General features: G+C 53.9%; 14 protein-coding genes. 6 read left to right on the forward strand and 8 right to left on the reverse strand.

Going from position 1 to position 25,998, the window contains the following annotated elements; all coding sequences use genetic code 11:
• Positions 1 to 48: 48 nt before the first annotated feature.
• Positions 49 to 15,246 carry an Ig-like domain-containing protein gene (locus tag SYN7336_RS30965; RefSeq protein WP_017326747.1) on the reverse strand — a complete coding sequence of 5,066 codons (15,198 nt, stop codon included), beginning with the start codon at positions 15,244 to 15,246 and terminating at the stop codon, positions 49 to 51.
• 624 nt (positions 15,247 to 15,870) lie between these two features.
• Here SYN7336_RS30965 and SYN7336_RS26085 point away from each other — a divergent pair.
• Entirely contained in the window at positions 15,871 to 16,590 is a 720-nt protein-coding gene (locus tag SYN7336_RS26085; protein ID WP_017326748.1) for a transposase, read from the forward strand.
• An 80-nt stretch (positions 16,591 to 16,670) separates the two neighbouring features.
• On the opposite strand, the gene SYN7336_RS14880 is transcribed toward SYN7336_RS26085, so the two are convergent.
• A complete protein-coding gene (locus SYN7336_RS14880; RefSeq protein ID WP_227498518.1) occupies positions 16,671 to 17,150 on the reverse strand; it encodes a DUF29 domain-containing protein in 480 nt (159 codons plus the stop codon).
• A 201-nt stretch (positions 17,151 to 17,351) separates the two neighbouring features.
• The gene (locus SYN7336_RS32335) at positions 17,352 to 17,585 is read right to left on the reverse strand and encodes a hypothetical protein (RefSeq protein ID WP_038026010.1); all 234 of its coding nucleotides are present in this window, start codon (positions 17,583 to 17,585) and stop codon (positions 17,352 to 17,354) included.
• A gap of 47 nt (positions 17,586 to 17,632) precedes the next feature.
• Here SYN7336_RS32335 and SYN7336_RS29010 point away from each other — a divergent pair, with 47 nt between their 5' ends.
• Together SYN7336_RS29010 and SYN7336_RS14890 are read left to right on the forward strand one after the other, a co-directional pair.
• Positions 17,633 to 17,692, forward strand: coding sequence for a hypothetical protein (locus tag SYN7336_RS29010; RefSeq protein WP_255346726.1), 60 nt, complete (start codon positions 17,633 to 17,635; stop codon positions 17,690 to 17,692).
• The gene (locus SYN7336_RS14890) at positions 17,692 to 17,988 is read left to right on the forward strand and encodes a HigA family addiction module antitoxin (protein WP_017326751.1); all 297 of its coding nucleotides are present in this window, start codon (positions 17,692 to 17,694) and stop codon (positions 17,986 to 17,988) included. The genes SYN7336_RS29010 and SYN7336_RS14890 overlap by 1 nt, the downstream gene beginning before the upstream one ends.
• Positions 17,989 to 18,032: 44 nt before the next feature.
• Here the strand turns inward: SYN7336_RS14890 and SYN7336_RS14895 are convergent, their stop codons facing one another.
• The 4 genes from SYN7336_RS14895 to sufB form a co-directional block, all read right to left on the reverse strand.
• Entirely contained in the window at positions 18,033 to 18,392 is a 360-nt protein-coding gene (locus SYN7336_RS14895) for a nuclear transport factor 2 family protein (protein ID WP_017326752.1), read from the reverse strand.
• Positions 18,393 to 18,463: 71 nt separating this feature from the next.
• A complete protein-coding gene (sufD, locus tag SYN7336_RS14900) occupies positions 18,464 to 19,801 on the reverse strand; it encodes a Fe-S cluster assembly protein SufD (RefSeq protein WP_017326753.1) in 1,338 nt (445 codons plus the stop codon).
• A complete protein-coding gene (gene sufC, locus SYN7336_RS14905; protein ID WP_017326754.1) occupies positions 19,798 to 20,586 on the reverse strand; it encodes a Fe-S cluster assembly ATPase SufC in 789 nt (262 codons plus the stop codon). Before sufC ends, sufD begins: the two co-directional genes overlap by 4 nt.
• Before the next feature lie 54 nt (positions 20,587 to 20,640).
• A complete protein-coding gene (gene sufB, locus SYN7336_RS14910; RefSeq protein ID WP_017326755.1) occupies positions 20,641 to 22,080 on the reverse strand; it encodes a Fe-S cluster assembly protein SufB in 1,440 nt (479 codons plus the stop codon).
• Positions 22,081 to 22,275: 195 nt separating this feature from the next.
• Here sufB and sufR point away from each other — a divergent pair, with 195 nt between their 5' ends.
• Positions 22,276 to 22,983: an iron-sulfur cluster biosynthesis transcriptional regulator SufR gene (sufR, locus tag SYN7336_RS14915; RefSeq protein ID WP_017326756.1), complete on the forward strand. Its 708-nt coding sequence runs from the start codon at positions 22,276 to 22,278 to the stop codon at positions 22,981 to 22,983.
• Positions 22,984 to 23,304: 321 nt separating this feature from the next.
• Positions 23,305 to 24,735 (forward strand): hypothetical protein, encoded by a 1,431-nt coding sequence (locus SYN7336_RS14920; RefSeq protein WP_017326757.1) that lies wholly within the window; start codon positions 23,305 to 23,307, stop codon positions 24,733 to 24,735.
• Here SYN7336_RS14920 and queD read toward each other — a convergent pair.
• Positions 24,732 to 25,100 (reverse strand): 6-carboxytetrahydropterin synthase QueD, encoded by a 369-nt coding sequence (gene queD, locus SYN7336_RS14925; protein ID WP_017326758.1) that lies wholly within the window; start codon positions 25,098 to 25,100, stop codon positions 24,732 to 24,734. The two genes, SYN7336_RS14920 and queD, sit on opposite strands and share 4 nt — an antisense overlap.
• Positions 25,101 to 25,129: 29 nt before the next feature.
• On the opposite strand from queD, the gene SYN7336_RS14930 reads away from it, so the two are divergent.
• The gene (locus SYN7336_RS14930) at positions 25,130 to 25,963 is read left to right on the forward strand and encodes a ferritin-like domain-containing protein (protein WP_017326759.1); all 834 of its coding nucleotides are present in this window, start codon (positions 25,130 to 25,132) and stop codon (positions 25,961 to 25,963) included.
• Positions 25,964 to 25,998 lie beyond the last annotated feature (35 nt).

Here is a 25,998-nt window from a genome sequence, read left to right on the forward strand (position 1 = left end):
GATGGGATGATTTTGTACACTAGGGTGAAGAGTTATTTGTCTTTGAGACTAATCGAGACCAACCGTCCCTTCCCTAGGGAATACTTGTACTCTTCCGTTAAATCGTCTAGTCAACTCCTCACTAGCAGCCTGACATACTGGGCAAACTGGGCGCTCAGAGACTACCCTAATTGTAGCAGTATCGAAGGGCGTTTCTTGTAATACCCTGGATAGACCTTCAAATGCAATTCTCTCAGAATCCCTTGCTCGATTGTTTCCATTCCTCGGATCGGGGAAAAATGCTCTACCTGGTCTGTTAGGTAGTTCTACCATTCCATCTGTCAAGAATCTGTCTGAAAGTGGAACTACTGAGTTTCTTTGCGAGCTAGTTATTGTAAAGTTTCCGACTGTCTGGCCATCAATCTCAAGAGATACAACGGATATATTTCGCTCGGGCCGAACGGGGCTTCCTGCCGTATCTAGCTGGTTTCTGAGGCTGTTGAAAAAGTCATCGATCTGCTGTTGATTGCCATCGAATACCTGATCGAATCTGGCATTATCAATCGAACCTTGAATTTCTTCTGCAATCCTGCCTGGGAATTGATCGATGACATCTTGAATATTACGACTGGTGGGAGAGAGGTCGCCCGCATTTCTGCGCCCTGGGACTAGCGGAAAAATCCCTTCAGCAGCATCGTCAAGAGCTGACTCGGATGCCACCTCTCGTGAATTACTCAAGCGTATGGGTCCAGAATTGCGACTGTTAGCAGTGAATGTCCGAACCACTTCATCAGCCGTAGTGATGAGACCAACCACCTCAGTGGCGGTACTCAAAACACCAGTCCCCAAGTCTTCGCTACGCTGCTGAGTGGACAGCGTTGCACCCGTGACGAAATCTCGACCCGTCACGCCTTGAATCAGTTGAGTGACACCAGTGATATCACCCACGGCACCCGTGAAAACTCTAAGCTGAGTTTCGACTTCAGAACGACCCAAGGGGCCGACCAGAGTCGAGCCATCGACAACACTCTGGCTTCTGCCTAGACTGGCGGCCTGTTGAGAGCGCCGTCTGAGGCTAAACCCAAACACTGCCACAGCCAATGTGACTCCCACAACCGCAGCAGTAACGGGTGCTGCAGCTAAGGCTAAACCACCAACGATCGCGCCTGTAACGAGTGCTTGGGAACTGTTGTTGAATGCATCAATAGCCGTGAGAGGAGCGATCGGGTTGGGAGTGGAGTCAAACAGTGGAGAGGAAGCAAGGCTGTCAGTATTTCCAGGAGTAGAGGAGGTTGTGGATTGGATTCCAGCAACATCTGGTCCATCGGTGCCATTCACAGCATCGGGAGACACCACAAAGGGGCCGACTCGGCGACGAGGATCGCGGGGACGATTGGGGCGGGGATCCCGAGGTGGTAGGGGCTCTTCTGGCTCGTTGATTTCTGCTTCCGGCTCGTCGACCGCAGGCTCGGGCACGGGGTTGTGCTCGCTATTGGACAGCTCGGTGCCTTGATTGGGAGAGGGAGCGCGCGGGGGTAGATCGTCCTGCGTGATGATGATATCGGCCCCTTCGTCAATGATTGGCTCGGGAGTTAGAGTGGGCTGTTCGGGAGCTTCGGCAATCGGCGGTTCGGGGGCTTCAGCGCTTGGTGATACAGAAGTCCTCTCATCAAAAGACACAGGCTCGGGGTTGACTGGGCTGAATTCCGTTGCTCTCAGCTCGGCGATCTCTCGAGCTCTCGCAAGTGTCTGGTTAATGGTTGTTTCGGGAAGGGATGTCTTACTACCTTCAGCGATCTCGTTGGAGCGATCGCGTAGCTCGTTAATAGTTGCTTGGGGAATAGTAGAGCCGCTCTCCACGCTCAAATTAAATTGAAGTGGCGACTCTGCCTGATTGCCACTGGGGTCGATAAAGTTGAGCGGACTGTTCCCCACATAGCGATATAAGTTGGCATCTCCAGCAGCAAAGCCAATCGGGTCTTGGCTGATAAATTGACCGGTGGATGGGTCGAGATATCTGGCGCGGAAGTAATACAGTCCCGTTTCCTCATCAAACTCTCGTCCCGTAAAGCTGAAGCGGAATTCAACGCTGGCATCGCTCTGGCTGGTGATGTTGCCGAAGCTGTCAAATGTGAGGTGGTTGACTACCGTGCCAGTAGAGTCGGCTATATCCCGTACCGTGTTTTGATGGTCGCTCAGAGCATACAGAACATTGCCCGCCCCATCCTCTTGCGCCACGACCCGGTCGATCGATGTGCTGTGGAGGAAGCGTTGGGTTATGTCACCGCTCTCGTCCGTCACCAGGGCAATCTCGCTGCCGTCGTACAGATACCGTTCGGTTTGCCCGTCTACAGTGCGCCCAATGCGGCGATCGAGGGCATCGTAGGCATACTCTGCGCGTCCAATCTCGGTGCCGCTACTGTCGAGGGTGATGGCAGAGGTGAGGCGATTGCGATGGTCGTATGCGTATTGGGTAGCTTCGCCTGTCGCCTTGTCAGTCCGTTGGGTGCGATTGCCCTCCGCGTCGTAAGCGTAGGTGAAGTTCTCGTCTTCTAAAAGCTGATTGTTGGGACCAACGATATTACCGGTATTGGTGCGGTTACCGGTGGCATCGAAGCTGAAAGATTCGTCAGTTTGGAAGTCGAAGTTGCCTTCGAGTTGTTGGCCGCTGGCATCGTAGCTGAAGCTGCTGAGACCATCGAGCGATTCGATCTCGGTGATGCGATTGGTAGCGTCGAAGCTGTAGCGATAGTTGGCTATCGGGGTTCCGCCTGCATCAGTGTGAGCGATTTCAGTCAGACGACCTGCCGCATCGAAGCTGTGGGTGGTGGCGATCGCCACTTGCGTCCCCGCTAAGTCGTTGAAAGTTTCAACGCCAATCAGTTGGCTGGCGGCATCGTAGGTATAACTGACACGCTTGTCGCTGACCGCTGCCCCTGTTTGCGTAATATCAATGACGCGATCGAGTGAGTCGTAGGTAAAGCGTTCGACACCAGTTTCGACTGCGTCAATACTGTCGGTGACACTGAGGCGATTGCCGACGGCGTCGTAGGTGTAGTCGAGGGTAAAGGTGGGGATTCCGGCAGTACCGGTATTGTCGCTGCGGGTGAGGCGCCCAGCGGCGTCGTAGCGGTAGGTATAGCTGGAATCAAAGTCGCTGATGCCTATCAGTTGGCTGGCGGCATCGTAGGTGTAGTCGATTTGCTCGACAGCTGTGCCTGCATCGTCTAAGAAGCGTTCTTGCGTGAGGCGATCGAGGCTGTCGTAGCTGTAAGCGGTTTGGCGACCGTTGCGATCCACCAGACTGGTCAAATTACCGACTTCGTCATAGTTGTAGCTGCGGCTGTCACCCAACTGGTTGGTTTCGCGCACCAGCAGATCGCGGACGTCATACTCATAGGTAGTGGTATTGCCAGATGCGTCGGTGATGGATGCGAGAGTGCCGACGGCAGTGTAAGTGGAGGTAGTAGTAAACCCGAGTGGGTCAATCGTGGCGATCTCTCGATTGAGCTCGTCGTAAACAAAGCGGGTGGTATTGCCCAAAGCATCGGCTTGCGAGGTCAAGTTGCCGACCGCATCGTAGCCGAACAGCGTCGAGTTACCTAAAGCATCAGTGATGCGTGTTTGGCGATCGAGCGCATCGTAGCCAAAGCGAGTGGTGCGCCCCAATTCATCGGTAAAAGCAGTCAGATTGCCGATGGCGTCGTAGGTAAAGTTGACACTATCGCCCAAGGCATTGGTGGTCTGCACCAAGCGATCGAGCTCGTCATAGTTCGAAGTCGTAACGCGCCCCAACTCGTCCGTGAAGACGGTCAGATTGCCGACAGCATCGTAGGTGAAGTTGATGCTGTCTCCCAAGGCATTGGTGGTTTGGGTAAGGCGGTTGAGTTCGTCGTATTCCGAAGTCGTGACTCGCCCCAAAGCATCTTCTATCGTGCTGAGGTTGCCGACAGCGTCGTAGCTCAACAGGGTGGAGTTGCCGAGAGCATCAGTGATGCGAGTTTGGCGATCGAGAGCGTCATAGCCGAAGCTGGTAGTTCGCCCTAACTCGTCGGTAAAGGCAGTCAGATTGCCGATGGCGTCGTAGGTAAAGTTGACACTATCGCCCAAGGCATTGGTGGTCTGCACCAAGCGATCGAGCTCGTCATAGTTCGAGGTGGTGACCCGCCCGAGCTCGTCAGTAAAACTACTCAGGTTACCTACTGCGTCGTAGGTAAAGTTGATGCTGTCTCCCAAGGCATTAGTAGTTTGAGTCAAACGGCCGAGTTCGTCATACTCCGAAGTCGTAACGCGCCCCAACTCGTCCGTGAAGACGGTCAGATTGCCGACAGCATCGTAGGTGAAGTTGATGCTGTCTCCCAAGGCATTGGTAGTTTGAACTAGACGGTCGAGCTCGTCATATTGCGAGGTAGTAACCCGACCGAGCTCGTCGGTAAAAGCAGTCAGATTGCCGATGGCGTCGTAGGTGAAGTTGACACTATCGCCCAAGGCATTGGTGGTCTGCACCAAGCGATCGAGCTCGTCATAGTTCGAGGTGGTGACCCGCCCGAGCTCGTCAGTAAAACTACTCAGGTTACCCACTGCGTCGTAGGTAAAGTTGATGCTGTCTCCCAAGGCATTAGTAGTTTGAGTCAAACGGCCGAGTTCGTCATACTCCGAAGTCGTAACGCGCCCCAACTCGTCCGTGAAGACGGTCAGATTGCCGACAGCATCGTAGGTGAAGTTGATGCTGTCTCCCAAGGCATTGGTAGTTTGAACTAGACGGTCGAGCTCGTCATATTGCGAGGTAGTAACCCGACCGAGCTCGTCGGTGAAGGCAGTCAGATTGCTTGCAGCATCGTAGGTGAAGTTGATGCTGTCTCCCAAGGCATTGGTGGTTTGGGTAAGGCGATTGAGTTCGTCGTACTCGGAAGTGGTGATGCGACCGAGCTCGTCGGTAAAGGCAGTCAGATTGCTTGCAGCATCGTAGGTGAAGTTGATGCTGTCGCCCAAAGCATTGGTAGTCTGGGCGAGGCGGTTGAGCTCGTCGTATTGCGAGGTAGTAACCCGACCGAGCTCGTCGGTGAAGGTAGTCAGATTGCTTGCAGCATCGTAGGTAAAGTTGACGCTATCGCCCAAGGCATTGGTGGTTTGGGTAAGGCGGTTGAGTTCGTCGTACTCTGAGGTGGTGATGCGCCCCAGCTCATCTTGGAAAGCAGTCAAATTACCCGCAGCATCGTAGGTGAAGTTGACACTATCGCCCAAGGCATTAGTGGTTTGGGTGATGCGGCTGAGCTCGTCGTACTCGGAAGTGGTGGTGCGCCCCAATTCATCAGTGAAAGCGGTCAAATTGCTTGCAGCATCGTAGGTGAAGTTGACACTGTCGCCCAAGGCATTGGTGGTTTGGGTAAGGCGATTGAGTTCGTCATATTGCGAGGTAGTAACCCGTCCCAGCTCATCAGTGAAAGCAGTCAGATTACTTGCAGCGTCATAGGTGAAGTTGATACTGTCTCCCAAGGCATTGGTAGTTTGAACTAGGCGGTCGAGCTCGTCATATTGCGAGGTAGTAACCCGCCCTAGCTCATCAGTGAAGGCAGTCAGATTGCTTGCAGCATCGTAGGTGAAGTTGACACTATCGCCCAAGGCATTGGTGGTTTGGGTAAGACGATTGAGTTCGTCATATTGTGAGGTAGTAACCCGTCCCAGCTCATCAGTGAAGGCAGTCAGATTACTTGCAGCGTCATAGGTGAAGTTGATGCTGTCCCCTAAAGCATTAGTAGTTTGAACTAGGCGATCGAGTTCGTCATACTCTGAGGTCGTAACGCGCCCCAACTCATCCTGAAAGGCGGTCAGATTTCCCGCAGCATCGTAGGTAAAGCTGAGATTATTACCCAGAACATCAGTGGTTTGAGCCAAGCGATTGAGATTGTCGAACGCAAGCGCCGTCACCCGACCGAGCTCGTCCTCAACTGCCGTCAAATTGCCAACCGCGTCATAGCTCAAGCTCACACTGTCGCCCAAGGCATTGGTGGTTGCCACCAAGCGATTGAGCTCGTCATAGCGAAGGCTGCTCGCACGCCCCAGCGCATCCACAACCTCAATTAGGTTGCCTTCGGTGTCGTAACTCAGACGATTAGTTTCCCCCAACGCGTTCGTGACTTCAGTCAAACGATTCAGCTCGTCGTAGACCGAAGTCGTAATACGCCCTAGCTCATCTTCAATTGCGATCTGGTTGCTAACGCCGTCGTAGGTATAGCGAATCGTTCCTCCCAACGCATCAGTGCTGCTGGAGAGGCGATCGCGACTGTCATAACTAAATTCAGTGATGCGCCCTAATTCATCTTCAATAATGGCGAGATTACTGTTTTCGTCATAGGAATAACGAATCGAATTCCCCTGCGCATCTGTTTGCAACTCCAGTCGATTGAGAGCGTCATAACTAAACGTGCTGACTCGGCCGAGGGCATCTTCAGTGCCAATCAGATTGCCATTGGCATCGAAGCTAGCCCGCGAAGAATTATTCAGCGGATCGATCTGCTCTACTTGGCGATTGAGGGCGTCATAGCGAATCTGTGTGACGCGACTCAGCTCGTCTTCAATCGCAATTAAGTTGCCCACGCCATCGTAAGTTAGTTGCGAGGATTTCAAATTGGCATCGATAGTGCGGATGAGGCGATCGCGATTGTCATATTCAAACTGAGTGGTCAGTCCGCGCTCGTCAGTCGAGCTAATCAGATTTCCAACTGGATCGTATTCAAATGACTGCTGGTTGCTGAACGGATCGAGTTGTGCGATCTGGCGATCGAGCTCGTCATAGGTAAATTCAAATCGAACGCCATTACGATCGGTAGTGGCAATTAGGTTATCGACGAGATCGTATTCATAGGTAATCGTATTTCCTGCCGCATCGCGAGTCGAAATCAGGCGATCGCGAGCATCGTATTGGTAATTCGTGGAATTACCGCGGGCATCTGTAACTTGAACTAAGTTATCATCGCGATCGTAGAGAAATTGGCTGCGACTGCCATCCGGTTCGATTGTTTCGATGCGACGATTTCGGCTGTCATAAACATGCTGGGTAACATTGCCTCTAAAATCTGTTTCGGCAATTAAGTTCCCGCTGGAGTCGTATTCAAACGTGAAGCGATCGCCGTTGGCATTAACGATCGCTGTTTGGCGATCGCGCTCGTCATATTCGTAGCGGGTCAGGTTGCTATTAGCATCAGTCTCGGCAATCAAATTGCCAGACTCGTCATAGGTAAAGGTTGCTACTGGAGAAAGCAGCGGTCCATCGCCATCGGGATCGGCATCAGTCTGTCGAATCAAGCGATTGAGTTCGTCGTAGACAAATTCAGTACGATTGCCGTTCTCATCAATGAGTGCAGAGACATTACCGGTAAAGTCTGAATATTCATAGCGAATTGTGGCTTCATCCACAGTACCGACTGCAAAGGTAGTGGCAATCAAGCGCCCAAATTCGTCATAGTCGTTGTCTGTGACGCGACCCAGAGCATCGGTTTCTATATCGACCAATCCCAGTTCGGTATAGGTGAACTGGGTTACAACATCGTCGGTTTCGCCAGAGGTGCGATCGTCTTGGCCCACAACCTGCCGCGCTACCAATACATTGCCCGTAGCAGGATCGAGTTCGAAGAACGTGTCGCGCCCCAACTCATCGGTAGAGCGAGTCAGCTGATTGAATACAGGGTCGTACTCAAACGTTTGTCTGGCCGATTCAATCGTTTCGCTGGGTTGGATGACCCGACCGTTGCGCTGAATAACAATCCCGTCCTCGATCGGATTGAATCCGACCAAATCGTCTGCCCCATCGCCATTCAAATCCGCCAGCGAGATATCGATAATGCGTCGGTCAGTGACGAATTCACTGCCAAATTGATTGCTGGCAAACTGCCCCGCGCCATCAGTGCGGAATACAAATAGCTCCCCTGGTGCCAATGCAGGCAAACCCAACTCAAACGTGGCGATCGCCACATCGAGATTGCCATCGCGATCGACATCGCCAATTGCTAAGTCGGTGACAAAAGCCGCTGTTGGAATCGTTTGGAAAGCATTCGGGCTGAAGTTACCAGCCCCATCGCCCAGCCAGAGCGAAAGGCGGCGGGAGGTAGTGCCGGTTGAGAGCCCAGAGACATCGGGGAAATCTGCAACCACTAAAGTGGCCAAGTCGAGCAAGCCATCATTATCGAAATCTGCTAGCGCGAACTCGACGAGATTGGACACCTGCGAGGCATCAGGGGCAGCGAAAAAGGTATTGTCAGCCGTAAACGAGCCATCGCCATCGCCCAAAGCAATGGAGATATCGGTCCTCGAAGAATAGATAAGGTCGGCGTCGCCGTCGAGATCGATATCGCCCAACTGAATCTGCCTTGCCGTTTCGAGAAGCTCGAAGTCGCCCAATTGAGCGAGTCGGCCATCAGGCTGTCTGGAGAAGGTCAAGACACGCTGTTCGCGCTCGAAATCGAGTGTATAGCCACTTCCATAGCCGCCGCCATAGCCACCACCCGAAGCAGGTACTTGAATCGTGCGCTCGCTCTCAACGCTCAGCGCGATATCGAGCCTGCCATTGCTATCGAGATCGCCGACGGCAATGTCCGTCAAGTCAAAGGTGGTATTGGGTGCAGATAGAGCAACGCTATCTTCGAGTGCAAACTCGCCTGTACCGTCCCCCAGCAGAATAGACAAACTGGCCTCGGCAGCATTGACTGCAACTAGGTCTAGGAGTCCATCGCCGTCAAAATCTCCTAAGGTAAGTACAGATGCAGCGAATCCAGTTTCTGAGAACACTTCGCGGTCAAAGTCGGCTCTGCCGTTACCAAACTGGACAGAAATCCCAGTATCTGTGCTGGCCACAATATCGATGTTGCCATCATCATTGATATCGGCAGTCACCGGAGCCCGAGGAATGTCAATCCCATTGTTGAAGAGATTTTCGGTGGGTAAGAAGTCGAACTGACCGGGTTCCGATGCTTCTACCCGTAGAGCGTCACCAAGCTCAAAATCGCGAATCTCGGTCAGATTGCCACGCTCGTCAAAGACAAAATTCGTGGTGAATCCTCTCGCATCAGTGGATGCTGTGACTTGATTTTGAGCGTTCAAAACAAAGGCGTTATCCGAACCCAATCGATCTTGAAGACTCTCGGGTTGCCCGGAGCGGTCGAGGCCGATGGCCGTAACATTGCCGCTCGCATCGGCATAGTTAGCAACAGCATCGACATCTGGAAGGAGCTCGGGTGCAGAATCGGGACTACTGGTGAGCTCGGGTCGGAATAGACCCTGTTGAGCACTACTGATTTGGATGGTGGAGCCATCTTTGCGCAGTGCCCCCGTCACCCGACCGGCAAAATCGTAGTAGGTTTCCTCGCGATTATCGAGCTGGTCGACTTCAGCCGTTAAGTTGCGATCTCGGTCGTATTCAAAGCTGCGGCTACTGCCATCGGGGTCGGTGATTCGAGTGAGGTTGCCAAACTCGTCATGCTCTAGCTGCGTGATGCGACCAGCGGGGTCAGTAATGGCGTCGATACGTCCGTCTATGCCATAAGTAAAGGTAGTTTCCAGTCCCACTGGATCGAAAATCGCCTGCAACTGCCCCGACTCGTTGTAAACATATTGAGTCTGGTTGCCATTGCGATCGGTGATGGAGAGTAATTGATTACTCGTATTAAAGCGATGAACGGTGCCATCCGGAGCTGTGCGTTGGAAAGTACCGTCAGCCAGCCGCTCGAGGATGGAGAAGTCTCCAGCAGGGGATTGATAGGCTTCCCCCTCGCCACTCGCAGCATCGAACACCAGCTCGCTACCATTGCCATCGATCAGTAGCAAAGAACCATCGGCATTCTCGACGATCTCTTGCAAGCCCTGCAGGCCCCAGCCAGCGCCAAAGAAGCTCGCGACACTGTTGACCACAATCAGCTCGCCCGATTGTGAATCGAGGCTACCCGTAAAGCGACCGCGCCTGCGGCTGACCAGGCCGCTATCTATGGTGTAGGAATATTGGCCAGAGGCAAGGTCGAGATCGCTGAGATCGGCTTGCAAAGCGCCTCTAATCCGATTGAGACTGTTATTGGTTCTGCGCCAAAAATGGAACCCAGCTTCAAGCCCTTCTCCACCGGAGGAGCCAGGGACAACATAGTTTAAACCATTGAGATCGAGGGTGAGTCTACCGGCCAAGAATTGTTCGCGGGTCACCACTCGATTAGATGTATTGTTCCGACCGAAGTAGACAATGGGCGATGGATTGGCTCGCTCCGAGTCGTAGGTCAGTTGAAGGCTGCGCTCTACTCCCACCGACAAGTAGCTGACTAAGTCGTGAGTTTCTGTCAGCCGACCGGAAAAGGCATCGGTCGAAGAGGTCGCGGGTAGAGGACATGGGTGTTCTTCCCCAGCTACATCGTGGTTGAGGGGAATTAATGCTAAGGGGGTGGCAAACTCTCGCGCGGCAAAACCGTGCCAACTACTGGTGCGAATACCCCCTTCAATGGTTTCGATGACCGAGCCATCGTCGCTGACCCGTCCCGTCCCCACAATGATAAACTCGCCCGTATTCGGATCGATGGAGTGCAGATCGAGTAACTCTCCAGGTTCATATCCTGCTCGATTGGGCAAAGTGAGCGCGGCGGGAGTCTCAAACACCAGCTCGGCAGGCTGAATCGTCACCACCAAATCCGGCAGCAAGCCCTCCGGTAGAGCAGCAGGAGTCAATTCGGGTGGCACCTCAGTAATGCTCAAACTGCCTGCGAAATCCTGAAACTGGCCGCTCTCGTCCACCACCTTGAGCGAGTTCGCACTCACCTCAACCGCTGCCCCCGGAATCGCCTCCGTGGTGACGAGAACATCCACAGCCGGATCGATCGCCTGACCGTTCGCAAGATCGATCGGGGGCAGATAAATCGGTCGAGTAATGACGTTGTTCACTCCAGCGATCGCCTCTTGCCCCAGAAGTAGGGGCAATTGTTCGGCAATGAAGGGAAAAGTTCCTTCTACTGAATCGCCATGTACCTGCAGAATCTCGTCCCCCTGCAATTCCCCAAGCAATTCGATGGCGAACGACCCATCCGCACTCGTAAACGTTTCAGCATTGCCCAACGTCACCCGTACCCCCTCCAGGCGCAGTTGATCCCCCGTCACCGGATCGGCTTCGGTGCTGGCCACCGTGCCCGAAAAACGAGTGGTGGTAACCGGGTCGGCCACCACATTGAGCGTCACTTGCTGACGAACCTCAGCGCCGCCATCGGTGGCCACCAACGTGAAGCTGTAACTGCCAATCTCATCCAGTTGAGGCCGGAACACCAGACGGCCATTGCCCTCCAACGTGCCCGCAGGCAGAGGACCATCCGCCTGAATTCGGAAGGTGACCGTATCCCCATCCGCATCCGTTGCCGTCAGCGGCAGCGATAGCGTGTCCCCCGGCATGACCTCTAAAGGTGGTAGGGGTTCGAAGACCGGCGCTCGGTTAGCTCCGCCCGAAAGCACGGTGGCATTGAGGTCGAACTGCAGCAGGTCGGGATTGCTGAAGGTCAGCGTCACCACATCGGAGAACTGGCCGATATCTAAACCGCCCGAGAAGATGGCATTGCCCAAGTTGATGTAGGGATTGCCCTCGCCATCAAAGCCAGAGGCAGACAATAACTCCACCCCCTCCGGCAAATTGGAGAAGACGATCGCCACCCGACGACCCAAGACTTCAGTCCCGGCATTGCGAATTTGCACTTCTGCCTGGTAGAGCCCCGTCTCGGCTTCCAAGCTGACGGTGTCGAAGTTGAGCTCAATCGTGTCGGCGCTTGCCACCGTCAGCTGGCTCAAATCGAGCTCGCCTGCTGCTGTCGCAAAGGCGTCGTTCTGGGGGAAGAGGGGTGCTTCATTCCCTTCGGGGTCAATCTCGACCGTAATGTTACTCAACTGCACCGAGGAGCCGGTATCCCCATCGGCATTAACCAACTGCACCACCAGTTGAGCGGAGTTGACCTCGCTCAAACGGGTGAGGTCGATCTCGACCGCCGAGCCGTCGAAGCGCACCAAGCCAGGGATAAACTCAGCGCGATCGCCTGCTAGAGCAAACACCGCCGCCCCATCCTCACCCAGCAGCGTTTCGCCCGTAACTGGATCGAGCAAATAAACCAACAGTTGGTCTTCAACCGCAGCCGTGGCCGAAGTATCGAAGTCCGTCTCCAGCTCGAAGCGGAGGGTGCGCGAACCTTCTGCCAGAGGCAGGTCGATCGTGCGGTCGGCTTGCACGAGGAAACTGTCGCGCTCGTTAAGAACAATGGCATCTTCAGTCCGAATGCCAAAGCCAGTGCCGTCATTGGGGCCGAGCACGAAATCGGGGGAGACCTGGAAGGAAACTTGAGTTTGGCTGCGATTGCCCGCTAGATCGGTGGCCTCCAGGGTCAGTTGATAAGTACCTTCTGCCAGAGGAGTGCTGCCGATCGCCACATCGAAGCTGCCATCAGACTGCAAGTCCACCGCAGTCGCAGCTTGGCCGTCGAGACTGAACTGGGCCATCAGAGGGCCGGAGGTATCGCCCACCGAGCCAATCAGTCGAGCCGTACCGCTGTGCTCGGCATTGACGATGGGAGCCAAGAGCGTCAGGTCGGGACCGGTGGTGTCGAGGGTGAAGGTTAGAGCGGCGATCGCCGAGACATTGCCAAACTCATCCGCTGCCACAAAGCTGAGGGTGTGCTCGCCATCGGCTAGCTCGCCAAACAACTGCACCAATTGCTCGGCAGACAGGGCAAAACTGCCATCGGGATTGAGTGCTGTAGAGATATCCACAAACTCTGCTACCGGCAAGCCATCCAAGCCCGCCAGCAAAGACACTATCGCCGACTCGTCCGAAACGGTGCCTACAACTGCTATTTCGGACGTAATTCCATCTCCATCAACGCCGGTATCGTTGCTGAGGGCGATCGAAAGTTCGGGGCCAGTAATATCCTCATTTCCGCTCAGCGATACGGTCACGGCAAAGGTCGAAACAATTTCATTTCCTGCCACATCAATCGCTCTGACCGTCAGACTTTGGGCTCCATCTACCAAACCAGCCAAACTAATCGCCACATCAAAACTGCCATCGGGATTGACTGGCACCTCAACTGCAGCCGTGCCCTCAAACTGATAGCTCAAACTGGCGATCGCCGAGCCCGTCCCGGCAACCGTCCCCTGCAAGCGAGCCCCTTCAGCAATCTCAGCCCCATCGGCAATGCTCTCCACCGTCACCTGAGGTGCTTGACGGTCTACTGTCACCGCGATCGCCTCTGACGTGTTGCTGTTCCCCGCTGCATCGGTCGCGGTTGCGGTGACTTCGCGCTCCCCTTCAGCTAGCTGAGCGATCGCAAACACAGTCGCGACATCGGTGGCGATCGCCTGAGACACGAGCTGCCCGTCCACAAATAGCTGAACGCTACTGCCTACTTCTGCTGCAACAGCAAACTCCAATGGCTCGGCATTGCTCATCCCATCGGCATCGCTCGAACCGCTGTCACTCCCAGCCAACAACTCGGGTGTCCCCAGCCCAGGTGCAGCCGTATCGAGCACAAATGCCAACTCCACAGGTTCCGAAATATTGCCCGAGCTATCCTGCGCCACCAACTGCAGCGTTAATGGTCCATCGGGCAACGGGCCGCCATAAATGCTCGCCAGTTGGTCGTTCGTGAAGCTAAAGTTGCCATCTGCCTGCACATTGGCCAGCACATCCACAAACTCGGGATTGAGCCCATTGGCAAAGCGGGCCACCAACCCCGCTACAGCCCGATCGTCTGTGACCTGACCGCTAATAGCGGGGTCGTTAGTGATGCCATCCCCACTGTCAGTCCCCGTATCGTTAGCTAACCCAGCCGTCACCACGGGGGCGATCGTATCCGGCTGAGGGGAGCCTGCAGATTCGGCAACAACCGTAATGCTCTCGTTAAAGGTGAGATTGCCCCGAGTCAACACTGACCCCACCAACATCGCGGGGCTGTTAAACGAGACATTCCCCCCCGCCACCAACTGAGCGCGAGTATCCGCCACCCCATTGAAGGTCAGTCGGCCCTGAGCCACGACTGTCAGGAAATCATCCGCATTTGTGGAAGCGGTGGCCCCATTAAAATTGAGAATACTACTGCCATTGCCATTGGCCAGCAACGTTTGTCCGCTAAAGCGAGACCCACTGCCCGTGCGAATATTATTGGCTGCTAGGACCGAGCTGTTATTGAGTTGGGCATTGCCCAGATCGATGGTTCGCTGCTCTGCCAGCAGTACGACATTGTCGAGGCTCTGATGGCTGCCGTTGAAGCTAATCGAGCCACTCTCCACCACGATGACGGCATTGCTGATAGACACCCCATCGGGAATGGTCAGGCTGCCGTTCGCAATGCGAATGAAAGCTGGATTCTCAACTGTACCGCCGCCAGGAAAATTGGCTTCGAACTCGGCAGCGGTATTGATGGGGGTCTGATTGGGATTGAAGTCAATCGGAGTTACTCCTGCTGGGAGTCTCGCCGCCAGTTCGTTGGCTCGAATCTCGGCAAATGCAGGCAGCTCAACCGTTAGCGGGGCGACCTCCTGGGGAGGCAGCAAGTTGGCGTAGGGATTGTCGGAGGCGCTTGCTACGGAAAATCCCGCTGCCACCGCCACGGCATTCTCGACTAGAATCGGCTGACCGGAGGCATCGAGCACTGGATTGCCCTGGCTATCCAACTGCACTGGCAGGATGGGAGTCTGGTTGAAGGCGAACCCATTTCCGGCATAGATGCGGGCATCGTCCGAGAGATCGAGCGGATTGCCGTCAAAATCTCCACCGCCATTAATCGTGACTCGGCCTTCGGCCACCACCGCAAAGACTGGTATTGTTGCTGTCCCTTCAGTCAGGGTCGATAAGCTACTATTCGCGACTAGCAGTTCGGCATCCGAGCTTGCCCCCAGCAGTTGCGAGTCTGTCCCGCTGCCCGTCAATGGATCGAATGAGTTCGCCGCTGCTTCCAACAGTTGTCGCTGCTGGTCGGCAGACGCTCCCGTGCCGCCGCCCGAGGAGGAAGGAAATGAGGACTGAGATGAAAATACTGAGTTGGGGTCCTCAGGCTCGAAGGGTTGTTCTGCCAGCAGGGAAAGCGTTTCCGCTTCCGTGGCGAGAGCTCCTTCGCCCACCGACCCGCTCGAACGGGAGCCAGACTGTTCCAAACTGCTTTCCAAGCTGGCTTGTTCTAACAGAGAGCTGCTCGGGAGTTCGTCATCGAGCACGAGCCCAGAGGCGATCGCCGAGCGATCGGCGTTCAAAGGCGAATCGGAGAGAGGCATGGGAACTGAATATCCAACGACAGATCGAGTGGGACAGACGCTATCTCGCGTTCGGACGGCACGGCAATTGGCCTTCCCAGGTATGGGAGTGCCGTGAAAACACTATGAGAGCGTGATGAAATGCCTGAGACGGTTTAAAGTTAACAGCGACCTAGCGGCTACACATGCGTGTATCCACGGAAATAGTATAAATAGATGCTTAATAATTGTAAGAAATATTAAATAGGTATCAAAACAGAAATCAGCAAAGTAGGGCCTTTAGGCTTCGATCGAGACTTTGGGTCTGTGACTTATCGACTGCCTCAGATCTCGCGATGTCTGGGTTTGCACGCTGTCCGAGCTGTGCTCGCGGCTAGCGAAACTAGGGCTGAGAGGAACTGGAGGGGCGAAGGGCGATCGGAAAAATTAACATGCTCTCCTATCTGCCGCACTCCGTTTGACGAGTTCCTGTTGTGGGGCGATCGCCTTTCTATTCTCAATTTCCTATGGGTATGAGATGGCCAACGCTTCTGAAAGGTAACCGTCCCAAGGTCTGGTCCTTGTAGTGAGAGAAAGAATGGAGTACGAAAGTAGAGTCATGAATGAGAAAGCGACCAGGGATGATACGTCCAGTCTGAAGCAGTCTTGTATAGCGATGAAACCAGCTTTCCCCAAGGGAATCGGGACGGAGGTAACAAGAGCAAGACCAAAGGTTGGGTCTGGGGATTGCTCACCCCTCTGGTGTGCTTTTTCGAGGTGGTATTGAGCCGTTCCCAAGCCACCGCCCAAAGCTTGATTGGGGAATTGTGTTGGGCTCATCTCAAGAGAGACTTACAGGCGCTCGCGGAGAGAGGGGGAGCCTCAAAGCAGATTGGAGAGACCCTGTTAAGCCAAGAGCGTCAGCTATTTCAGTGGTGGCATCGGGTGAGAGATGGCACCCTCTCGCGCGAGACTTGCCAAGCTGCTGTGGTTCATTTGCGAGCTGGGTTTAAGGCCCAGTTGGAGGAGGCGGCTGCCCTGCCGCTCAAGCGAAGGGAGAGTCATCCTTTGGCTAAGACGATTCGCACTTGTCGCAAGTTGTTGAAGCTGGAAGCGGCTCTCTGGACTTTTGTTGATACACCAGGCATTGAGCCGGCTAATAATGCTGCCGAGCGGGCTTTGAGAGCGGCGGTGATTTGGCGGCGCACTAGTTTTGGCTCCCAATCTCAGGCGGGCAATCAGTTTGTCGCACGGGTGCTGGCGGTGACGGCTTCTCTCAAGGCTCAGCAGAGAAGTCCTCTCGATTTTCTCACTCAAGTGCGCTCGAAGATACCAAATTCCTACTCACTGCTTAGGCGTCTGGGACGCTTACCAAAAGAGGGATAGATGCCAACATTTAAACACTTATCTGATGCGTGGTTGAGAGATGCTTTTCTTCACCGTCAGGCCGATCTCCTGCTCAGATGTTATGGCTCGGGCCAGAAAGCGCGATCGCTAACTTGCTCTATTGTCCATTCACAATTTTCAGGAAAGCTGGACCGATCTAACCCAGTTTCATCAACAGCCATATCCCTTGCCTCCTGGTAACAGTTCGCAAACTCAGTAGCCAAATAGGGCTTTAGACTGGGAGAGTCCGACAAGATTCTGGCAATCTGGCGGCGCTGTTCTTTAATTGTGATTTGCCAGCTAGTCGAGCGCTTCTGAGATTGATGCTGCCATTTGAGGAGATGCATTAACAATACCTCCAGGCGGCTCACCAACTCCCGCCGATCTCGTTTACCCAACGATTCAATCTCTTCCGCTAAATTCTCAACATCAAGAGCATCCAGATCGCGCTGACGCAGATATTTCGCCATTGTCTGGGTCCATAATGCGTAATCCGTATCGTAAAGAGTTCGTAGAGTCGTTGTCATAACAACACCTGAAGCTACAGTCGATCCTAGCACGCACACTTCAACATCTAAACATACACAGCTCAATTTCAAATTTGCGAGCGTATTCCTAGAGTCTCACATCATTTGATTGGAAGCTCAAAGCCATAGCTCTCTACAGGATAACGGCTTGGGTTTCAAAAAATGTATTTTCCGTTCTGTTGAATCCTTTGTTAAGTGGCAATCAATAGGTATAGAAACAAGAGGTTTCTATACTCATTGATTAGCAAAAAAAGTCACTTCCCCTTTTAGTCTTTCACCGAGTTCATCTTCAGTCACATCTAAATCGCAATCCATTTGCAAGCCCAACCAAAAACGAGTCAATCTACCTGGGCTGCTACTCTCGGCAGGAATTTCGGAGGTATGTAACGACGGCAAGCTAGAGAATATAGAAGGGCGATCGCCACTTTGCTTCAAGGCAATCGCAGCATCGATGGGTCTGTTAGACAAGACACTGAAAAGGTCGTTGCTCAATCTGGGTCAATGGCAATTGGAGATTGACGTTCGAGTTTGTCGATCGCGACGTTCGCGGTCTGAATTACGAGGACTATCACTGATGGAGATGTTCAACCCGCCTCATCCAGGGGAATTTATTGAAGAGGTTTACTTGAGGCCTTTCAATATCAGCATCCGGGCTTTAGCAACAAAGCTTGGGGTCGCATCCTCCACCCTGTCTCGACTGGTGAAGCAACAAAGTGGAATAAGCCCAGAAATGGCTTTGAGATTATCGAAGGCTTTGGGAAGTTCTGCTGAGAGTTGGCTAACCATGCAAACCCAGTACGATCTGTGGCACGCGAGACAGAAGCTCGACCTCTCCGCAGTTGAGAAGGTGGATTTTGAGACTGCAGCCTAGTCTCAATTATGCGGAGATTCACAAGATCTCATCGCCCCCGAATTTTAGCAATCTGGTAGAGGCAATCCCTGTTGCCTGAGAAATGACAATTTATCCCAGTAACCTCTCTGAAACACTATTTGTCCAGCAATGACGTGAAAGAAACCACAACCCCTGAGTCCGAGCGGGTCGCGCCATTCTAGAATGGCCCATTCACCATCTTCAAAAAGATTTTCGATGATACAGGTCATCTTTGCCGTCGAAAATTCATCCGCAAACACCCTGCGTATTGCTTCACGTCCTTCAACTGGAGACTCCGCCACTTGATGGTTTGTGGCTGTTTCACTGTAGAAGCTCGCGAGAGCCTCGGCATCAGCTCTATTGAATGCCTCTACCCATGCTTTAACTAGTTTTTTAGGTTGCATCAACCAGGAATCCTATTGCGGAACGATCGGCGCGAAGCCACTACGTCTAGCGTTAGGACTGGAGCAGTCCTCTAGTCGAATGCAAAGGAGAGAAAGTTTTTCAATTGATTTTCCAGCGATTTCACCGGGATACGCTCCGCAACTTCTACGGCAAACGCATAAGTGAGCAACTGTTTGGCTTTTGCTTCACTCAAGCCTCGGCTTTGCAAATAGAAAACTTCATCAGCCTCTAACTGACTCACGGTCGCACCGTGGGCGCATTTGACATCATCTGCAAAAATTTCTAACTGCGGCTTGGTGTCCACTCGCGCTTTATGCGAAAGCAACAAATTGCGGCTGGATTGGCTGCTATCGATCTTCTGCGCGTGCTTGCGCACCAGCACTTTGCCGTTAAATACCGAATGTGCCCGATCGCCCACAATACACTTGTGAATCTGCTGGCTCGTACCGTGGGGCTGAGCGTGGTCGATCGCCGTATGGGTATCGGATAATTGCGTACCGGAGGCGACGGTCAATCCGTTCAGGATCGTCTCCCCATTCAACCCCTGCTGCACCGCTGCCAGAGTATGGCGCGACAGGCGCGCTCCCGTGCTGGTGGTGTGACAGGTGTAGCGGCTGTCGCGCTCTTGAGCGATCGCCGTCCGGGCAATATGAAAGCTATGCTCGCTCTCCGCCTGCCACTTGCAATGGTTGAGTTGGGCATTTGGGGCCAGAGTAATTTCAGTCACGGCATTGGTCAAGTACGGTTCGGCCCCTACCCCCACAAATTGTTCGACGATCGTTGCCGCACTGCCGCGCTCGGCCACAACCGTGCAACGGGGATGAGACACAGAAGGGCGATCGCCTGCAGTCGAAACAAACAAAAGCTGAATGGGCGTTTCCACCACGCAGTCTTTACCGACGATAACCACGGCCATATCTTGCAGACAGGCGGAATTCAACAGGGCAAAGACATCTCCGCTATCCATCCCATCGAGAGAGAACTGCGATCGCACCTGTTCCTGCTGCTCGACCGATAAATTGGCCAAATTACCCACCGTTACATCAGTCGGCAACCCAGACACATCCGAGAATTCAGCAGCAAACTTGCCATTCACAAACACCAAGCGGCTGCGATCGGTTTCGGACAGCGCCCAGTCTGTCACACCCGAGAGCGTGGCATCAGAAACCCTAAAGGTGACTTCCTTGAGAGAATTGAGGCTGGTGAAGCGCCAGTCTTCGTCTCGCTGGGTGGGCAGAGACATGAGACGGACGCGATCGGCCGCCATCTGGCGGAGGGGATCGAGCCAAGGGGCGATCGAGCCATCCAGTGCGCCATGCTGGCCGAGCAGCTCGGCCAGGTAGAGCTCCGAACCACTGGTGAGGTTAGAGGCGATCGCAGTAGAGTTACCGGGCATAGAGGGTGTCATGAGCCTGCAGCTACAACCTCCAACTCGTCGATCCAGTCGTAACCTTTCTCTTCCAGTTCCAGAGCCAGCTCTTTGCCCCCCGTACGAATAATCTTGCCGCCATACATGACGTGAACGAAGTCCGGCACGATGTAGTTCAGCAACCGTTGGTAGTGAGTGATCAAAATCGTCGCGTTGTCTTCACCCGCGAGTTGATTGACCCCATTGGAAACAATCCGCAGCGCATCAATATCCAAACCCGAATCCGTCTCGTCCAAAATCGACAGTGTGGGTTCCAACACCGCCATCTGCAAAATCTCGTTGCGCTTCTTCTCCCCTCCCGAGAAACCGCTATTAACGCTGCGCTCCAAAAAGCTGGGGCTCATCTCCACCACCTCTAACTTTTCGGCCACAAAGTCGCCAAAATCGAACGGGTCCAGTTCCTCCAAGCCGCGATAGGTACGCACCGCATTGCAAGATAGGCGCAGAAATTCCTCGTTGCTGACTCCGGGCACCTCGATCGGGTACTGGAACGCCAGAAACACTCCTGCCCGAGCCCGATCCTCAGGCTCCATCTCCAACAAGTTCTCACCCTTGTAGAAAACGTCGCCCCCCGTCACTTCATAGTCTGGGTGTCCGGCCAACACCTTAGAAAACGTGCTCTTACCCGAGCCATTGCGACCCATGATCGCGTGAATTTCGCCCGCCTTAACTTCTAGATTGACCCCCTTGAGCACGGGCGTCCCATCCACCGATGCCGTCAAATCCCGCACCGACAGGATAACGTCACTATTGTCTCGAATCATTACTGAGCTCACCTAATCCCAAATCTATCTGAATGTCTTCATCCCGAAGCTGTTTTATCCGACTGAGCCTTCTAGCTTGAGACTGAGTAGCTTATCCGCTTCCGAAGCAAACTCCATCGGCAGTTGGTTGAACACGTCTTTGCAAAAGCCGTTGATAATCATCGACACTGCATCTTCCATCGAGATGCCCCGCTGCAGGAAGTAGAAGAGTTGGTCTTCCCCAATCTTGGAGGTAGACGCTTCGTGCTCGACTTTGGCTGTGGGGTTTTGCGACTGAATGTAAGGGAAAGTACTGGCCTCGCACCGATCGCCAATCAGCATGGAATCGCATTGGGTGTAGTTGCGCGCCCCGTCTGCTTTAGGGCCGACTTTCACCTGACCGCGATAGCTGTTATTCGATCGCCCTGCAGAGATTCCCTTCGAGATAATTGTGCTGGAAGTGTTTTTGCCGATGTGGATCATTTTGGTCCCCGTATCGGCCTCTTGGCAGTTGTTGGTCAAGGCCACCGAGTAGAATTCGCCCGCAGAATTGTCCCCCGCCAAAACGCAACTGGGATACTTCCAGGTAATGGCAGAGCCCGTTTCCACTTGAGTCCAAGAAATCTTGGAATTGACCCCTTTGCACAATCCTCGCTTGGTCACGAAGTTATAGATACCGCCCTTGCCGTTCTCATCCCCCGCGTACCAGTTCTGCACGGTGGAATACTTGATTTCGGCATTGTCCAGTGCCACCAACTCCACCACAGCCGCGTGCAGTTGGTTAGTGTCGAACATCGGCGCAGTGCAACCTTCCAGATAGGTTACCGAGCTGCCCTCTTCCGCCACAATCAAGGTGCGCTCGAACTGGCCGGACTCGCCATTGTTAATGCGGAAATAGGTAGATAGGTCCATCGGGCATTTAACGCCCTTGGGGATGTAGACAAAAGAGCCATCGCTGAAGACTGCCGAGTTGAGGGCGGCGAAGAAGTTATCGCCAACAGGCACGACGCTACCGAGATATTTCCGAACCAGCTCGGGATAATCGTGGACGGCTTCGGAGATCGAGCAGAAGATAATGCCGTGCTTGGCTAAATCTTGCTTGAACGTAGTAGCGATGGAGACGCTATCGAAGACAGCATCGACCGCCACATTGCCGAGGCGCTTTTGTTCGGAGAGGGGAATACCCAATTTTTCGAAGGTGGCCAGCAATTCGGGATCGAGATCGTCTAAACTCTCGACCTTCTTGCTCCCCTGCTTGGGCGCAGAGTAGTAGATGATGTTTTGAAAGTCGAGCGCCGGATAGTTCAGATTGGCCCAATGGGGCTCGGCCAGGGTCAGCCATTGCCGATACGCCCGCAGGCGAAACTCTAGCAAAAAGTCTGGCTCGTTTTTCTTAGCCGAAATCAGCCGCACGACATCTTCGCTCAATCCCTTGGGGATCGTTTCGGACTCGATGTTCGAGACGAAGCCGTACTTATAAGGCTGGTTGACGAGGGTAGTTACTGATGCCGTCACTGAGGGAAGCCTCCGCAGGTGGTGCGTCTTGAGGATGGTGCAAGAGGAATTGCGAAATCGCCGCCGGGCAGATCGAAACGCAGGTCGTCAGTAATTGTATACTTAAACAACACACCTATTGCTAAACACATCCTAGTTCACTTTAGCAACATCGGTGTTGTTTAACTTAAAATCTGCTGTACTTTGGGCGCGATCGTGACCTCTTCTCTAGGCCATTCTGCAAATTCTAAGGTTTCCGATCGCCCGTCAGCGGAAGCTGGTGCGGCGGACGGCCGCCATCCCGGTCGGGCCAAGCAGCTCATTCTACAAGCCTTGCGCAAACATCAAACCTTATCTGCTGGGCGGCTGGCTGAGGCTTTATCGGTGAGCGTGCAAGCGGTGCGCCGCCATCTCAAAGATCTCGAAACTGAAGGGGCGATCGTCCACGAATCCGTGCGGGCGGGCACGGGTCGTCCCCAGCACGTCTATCGCTTGACCGCAAAGGGACTGGAACAGTTTCCCAAGCATTATGACGAATTTGCCGTCACGTTTTTGATGGCCATGGCCGATCGCGTCGGCTCCGAACAGGTGGAGCAAGTTCTGCACCAGCAGTGGCAGCAAAAGGCGATGGAGTATCGCCGCCAGATTGGCGAAGGGCCGCTCGGCGATCGCATTGCTGCTCTGGCCGAGTTGCGATCGCAAGAGGGGTACATGGTGGATTGGTCCCGTCTGGAAACGGAAGAGGGCGATCGCTATGTTTTCACTGAATACAATTGCGCCATTAGCCAAGTCGCCGAAACGTTTCCCAGTGTATGCGGCCACGAATTAGAGATGTTGCAGACGGTATTTTCTGATGGCTCTGTCGAACGCACCCATTGGATGGTGGGTGACGAACACCGCTGCGGATATCTGATTGCCAGTTGAGCGGGCGGGCGATCGAGCGTCTGTTGCTGAGATTTAGCTAGAGCAGTTCGAGGTACTTCGATCGTCAAGGGTTATTTTTAACGCTTCAATGAAACTTTGGATTCATAATTTATTCTGAATCCAAAGTTTGCGATATCAATTTTCTGCGATATAGAAGACTGTTTCGAGTTGGGTAAGCTAGGCAAAACCAACCTGGCATAGGCCAATCGCAGCGCGAGCACGAGACTGAAACAAGCCCAATCGCTGGGCGCTTTTGAGTTCGGACTTGCAAGTATTTGAATCTCATTTGCAATTGTAGTTCCAGCACTCAACCCTAATCTTATGGATACTCAACATCTGTATGCATTACTCGCGGCCTTTGGTATTGGTGCGGCTGGAGGATTTGCCGTTCACCGAGATGCGCGGGGAGTTTTAACGACGGGTGCGCTGACATTTGGGGCTACCGCGATCGGGACTGCGATCGTCGAAACTGGCTACAAAAAACGGACTGGGGTGGCGAAATCGCTGTCCCAGTTGCAGCAAGAAATCGCCGACACCGAAAGGCAAATGGGATTATCCCACAGCCATCTGGTTCACGATCGGACCAAACTAGAGAATTTGCAGGCAGAATTGCAGGAACTGGACGATCGCAAGCAGAAAACCGAGCGGCGCCTAACAGAGTTATCAGAATTGCTGGAGAAAGGGCAGCCGCTCGACGAGCAGATCCGGCTCAATCAGCAACTGCAAGAGGAACTGGATGCGCTGAAGGCCCAACAGGTGGCGATCGCGCCAGAACAACCAGAACAATCGGCTCTGCCGCAAGAGATCGAAGATTTGCAGCAAACCAGGGCAACCCTGCAAGCGGAAATTGCGCTGCGGCAATCGGAGTTAGAGCAACTATTGGAACAGGTGGCCGAAGGGCAAACTGAATGGCAAGACCTCAGTAGCGAAATTCAAATTTTAGAGGGCCAGCGAGAGCAGGTGCAGGCCGATATTCAAGTGTTCGAGCGGAGAAAAGATCTCCTCGAGGAGATGAATGCGCCCGAGTTACAGGACTCAGTTTCTACAGCACCTCAACCGGAGCCATCGCAGGCCAATGTTCGAGCAGTCGAGCAGCAGGACTTAGCCGCTGGCCTCAGCCATCAACCCCCCATCAGTGCGATCGATACGAGTGCAGATCTCCCCAGCCAGGTTTCCGAAAATGCCTTGCCAGTGGAAGATATTCTGCCGATGGTCGAGGGAGATATTCCCCAGGAAATCGAGGGAGATATTCCCCAGGAAATCGAGACTCCCGAGCCACAGGACTCGACGCCTGACGAAGACCCCGATCTGGCCAGCTTGCTGGCCGAATCCAGCCACCCCATCCGCGATAATGGGAATGGGCTCGTCGAGTTATCCGATAGGAGTGAGGTCATTCCGGCGGAACCTCTACTGGCAACATCGGATACGGCGATAGAGAATCCGAGCGATGGAGGCATCGAGTTTGAGGAGGACGAGCAATCTGACGATGGCGATCTTGCGGACGGCGAGCAGTCGGTGGATATGTTTTTCGCTAACATCGAGCGCAAGTCCACTGCTGAGGTAACGGGCTCTGATACCTCCCTGAGGGATCTGTTTGAAGCAGAGCCAGAGGAGTATGCCGAGATGCCTGCAATGGCGATCGAGCAGGCGGAGGAAGCCGACGAAGATGAACCCACCCCCTCAGAACCTCTTGTCGAAGAGGAAGTGAATCTGGCTCATCTGTTTGAAACGGCGACTCCCAAAGATAGCTAGCGGGAGGCATCTGGGCCTCGATAAATACAGCCACTCGTGCAGGTTTCTCGCACCGTCACTGCACTCAGGTTCGGCAGCGCGGGTTGCAGGCGCTGCCAAATCCAGATGGCGATGTTTTCGCTGGTGGGGTTCTCTAACCCCTCAATCTCGTTGAGATAGTGGTGGTCGAGGCGATCGTAGAGGGGTTGAAAGGCGGCTTTGAGATCGGCAAAGTCTTGCACCCAGCCCGATGTTGCATCGACAGGTCCCGCGATCGCGATCTTGACGAGAAAAGAATGGCCGTGCAAGCGCGCACACTTGTGCCCTGCCGGCACGTGGGGGAGCCGGTGGGCTGCTTCAAACTGAAACTCCTTGAAAATCTCCATCTCGCCTGCCAATAGACTGCAGCCGGTTGATGGTGCCAGAAAAAGACGGCGATCGCAAACCAGCCCTGCTTGCCTCGCGAAGAAAGAGCTGGCGATCGCTACAGTTGTCGGCCAGTTTATCGGGAGCCGTAGGCTTAGTAGTGGGGATTCGGTACAATCCACATACTCCTGCCACCACCATTATGACCCCTGCCACTTTACTGCCTCAACCCAGAGCCCGTCGCGGCGATCCGCTCCAGCAACCAGACTTCTTGCATTTGTGGTCCGGCTTCTATTATGGCGAGATGGCGGCTTGCGAACTGTCGGTGCGTTTGGCTGAGATGGCCCCCGATCGCCACCTGCAGCGGTTTTCTACCGAGACCCATCACAACGACGAAACCTGGCATGCAGAAGTCTTTCAACAACTGGTCGGCCAGTTACCCGGACATCCCGCCATGCCCCCCACACCTGCTTGGGCGCAAGAGATTGCCAACACCGTGCGCACCTGCAATAGCTATGTGGAACTGACAATTGGTTCGTTGGTGGTAGAAGCTTCTGCGGTCTTTCTCTTGGAGTTACAAAGCCAATTTCCCGGTCACCTCGGTACCACATTCCAACGAATGTTGCGGCAGGAAAAGGGGCACGTCGCCTTTGCCACTCGGTATCTGAGGGATACACTGCGCCAAGCAGAGCCCGATCGCCGCAGAGAGCTCAAAGAGCTAATCCTAGAGACGTTTCGCTACACGCGCGATCGCATTCGTCCGCAATTCGTGCGGCTTCACCTCGAACCCGTATTGCCGCTATTGGGAATTTCGGTGCAGGATTATCGCAATCGAGCGCGCCTTGCCAGTCGCAAGGTCGTGCGATCGATCTTGCGAGGATAAGCCTCATAGAGTCGCAGTTCACTCTTTTCAAGCTG

Source organism: Synechococcus sp. PCC 7336 (genome assembly GCF_000332275.1).
Lineage (GTDB): Bacteria > Cyanobacteriota > Cyanobacteriia > Thermostichales > PCC-7336 > PCC-7336.

Excerpts from the sequence above, each read along its gene's own strand:
- SYN7336_RS14930 (WP_017326759.1), top strand. The coding sequence starts at position 25,130 with ATGGTGCCAGAAAAAGACGGCGATCGCAAACCAGCCCTGCTTGCCTCG.
- queD (WP_017326758.1), bottom strand. The coding sequence starts at position 25,100 with ATGGAGATTTTCAAGGAGTTTCAGTTTGAAGCAGCCCACCGGCTCCCC.
- SYN7336_RS14920 (WP_017326757.1), top strand. The coding sequence starts at position 23,305 with ATGGATACTCAACATCTGTATGCATTACTCGCGGCCTTTGGTATTGGT.
- SYN7336_RS14895 (WP_017326752.1), bottom strand. The coding sequence starts at position 18,392 with ATGCAACCTAAAAAACTAGTTAAAGCATGGGTAGAGGCATTCAATAGA.
- sufC (WP_017326754.1), bottom strand. The coding sequence starts at position 20,586 with ATGATTCGAGACAATAGTGACGTTATCCTGTCGGTGCGGGATTTGACG.
- sufD (WP_017326753.1), bottom strand. The coding sequence starts at position 19,801 with ATGACACCCTCTATGCCCGGTAACTCTACTGCGATCGCCTCTAACCTC.
- SYN7336_RS30965 (WP_017326747.1), bottom strand. The coding sequence starts at position 15,246 with ATGCCTCTCTCCGATTCGCCTTTGAACGCCGATCGCTCGGCGATCGCC.
- SYN7336_RS14890 (WP_017326751.1), top strand. The coding sequence starts at position 17,692 with ATGGAGATGTTCAACCCGCCTCATCCAGGGGAATTTATTGAAGAGGTT.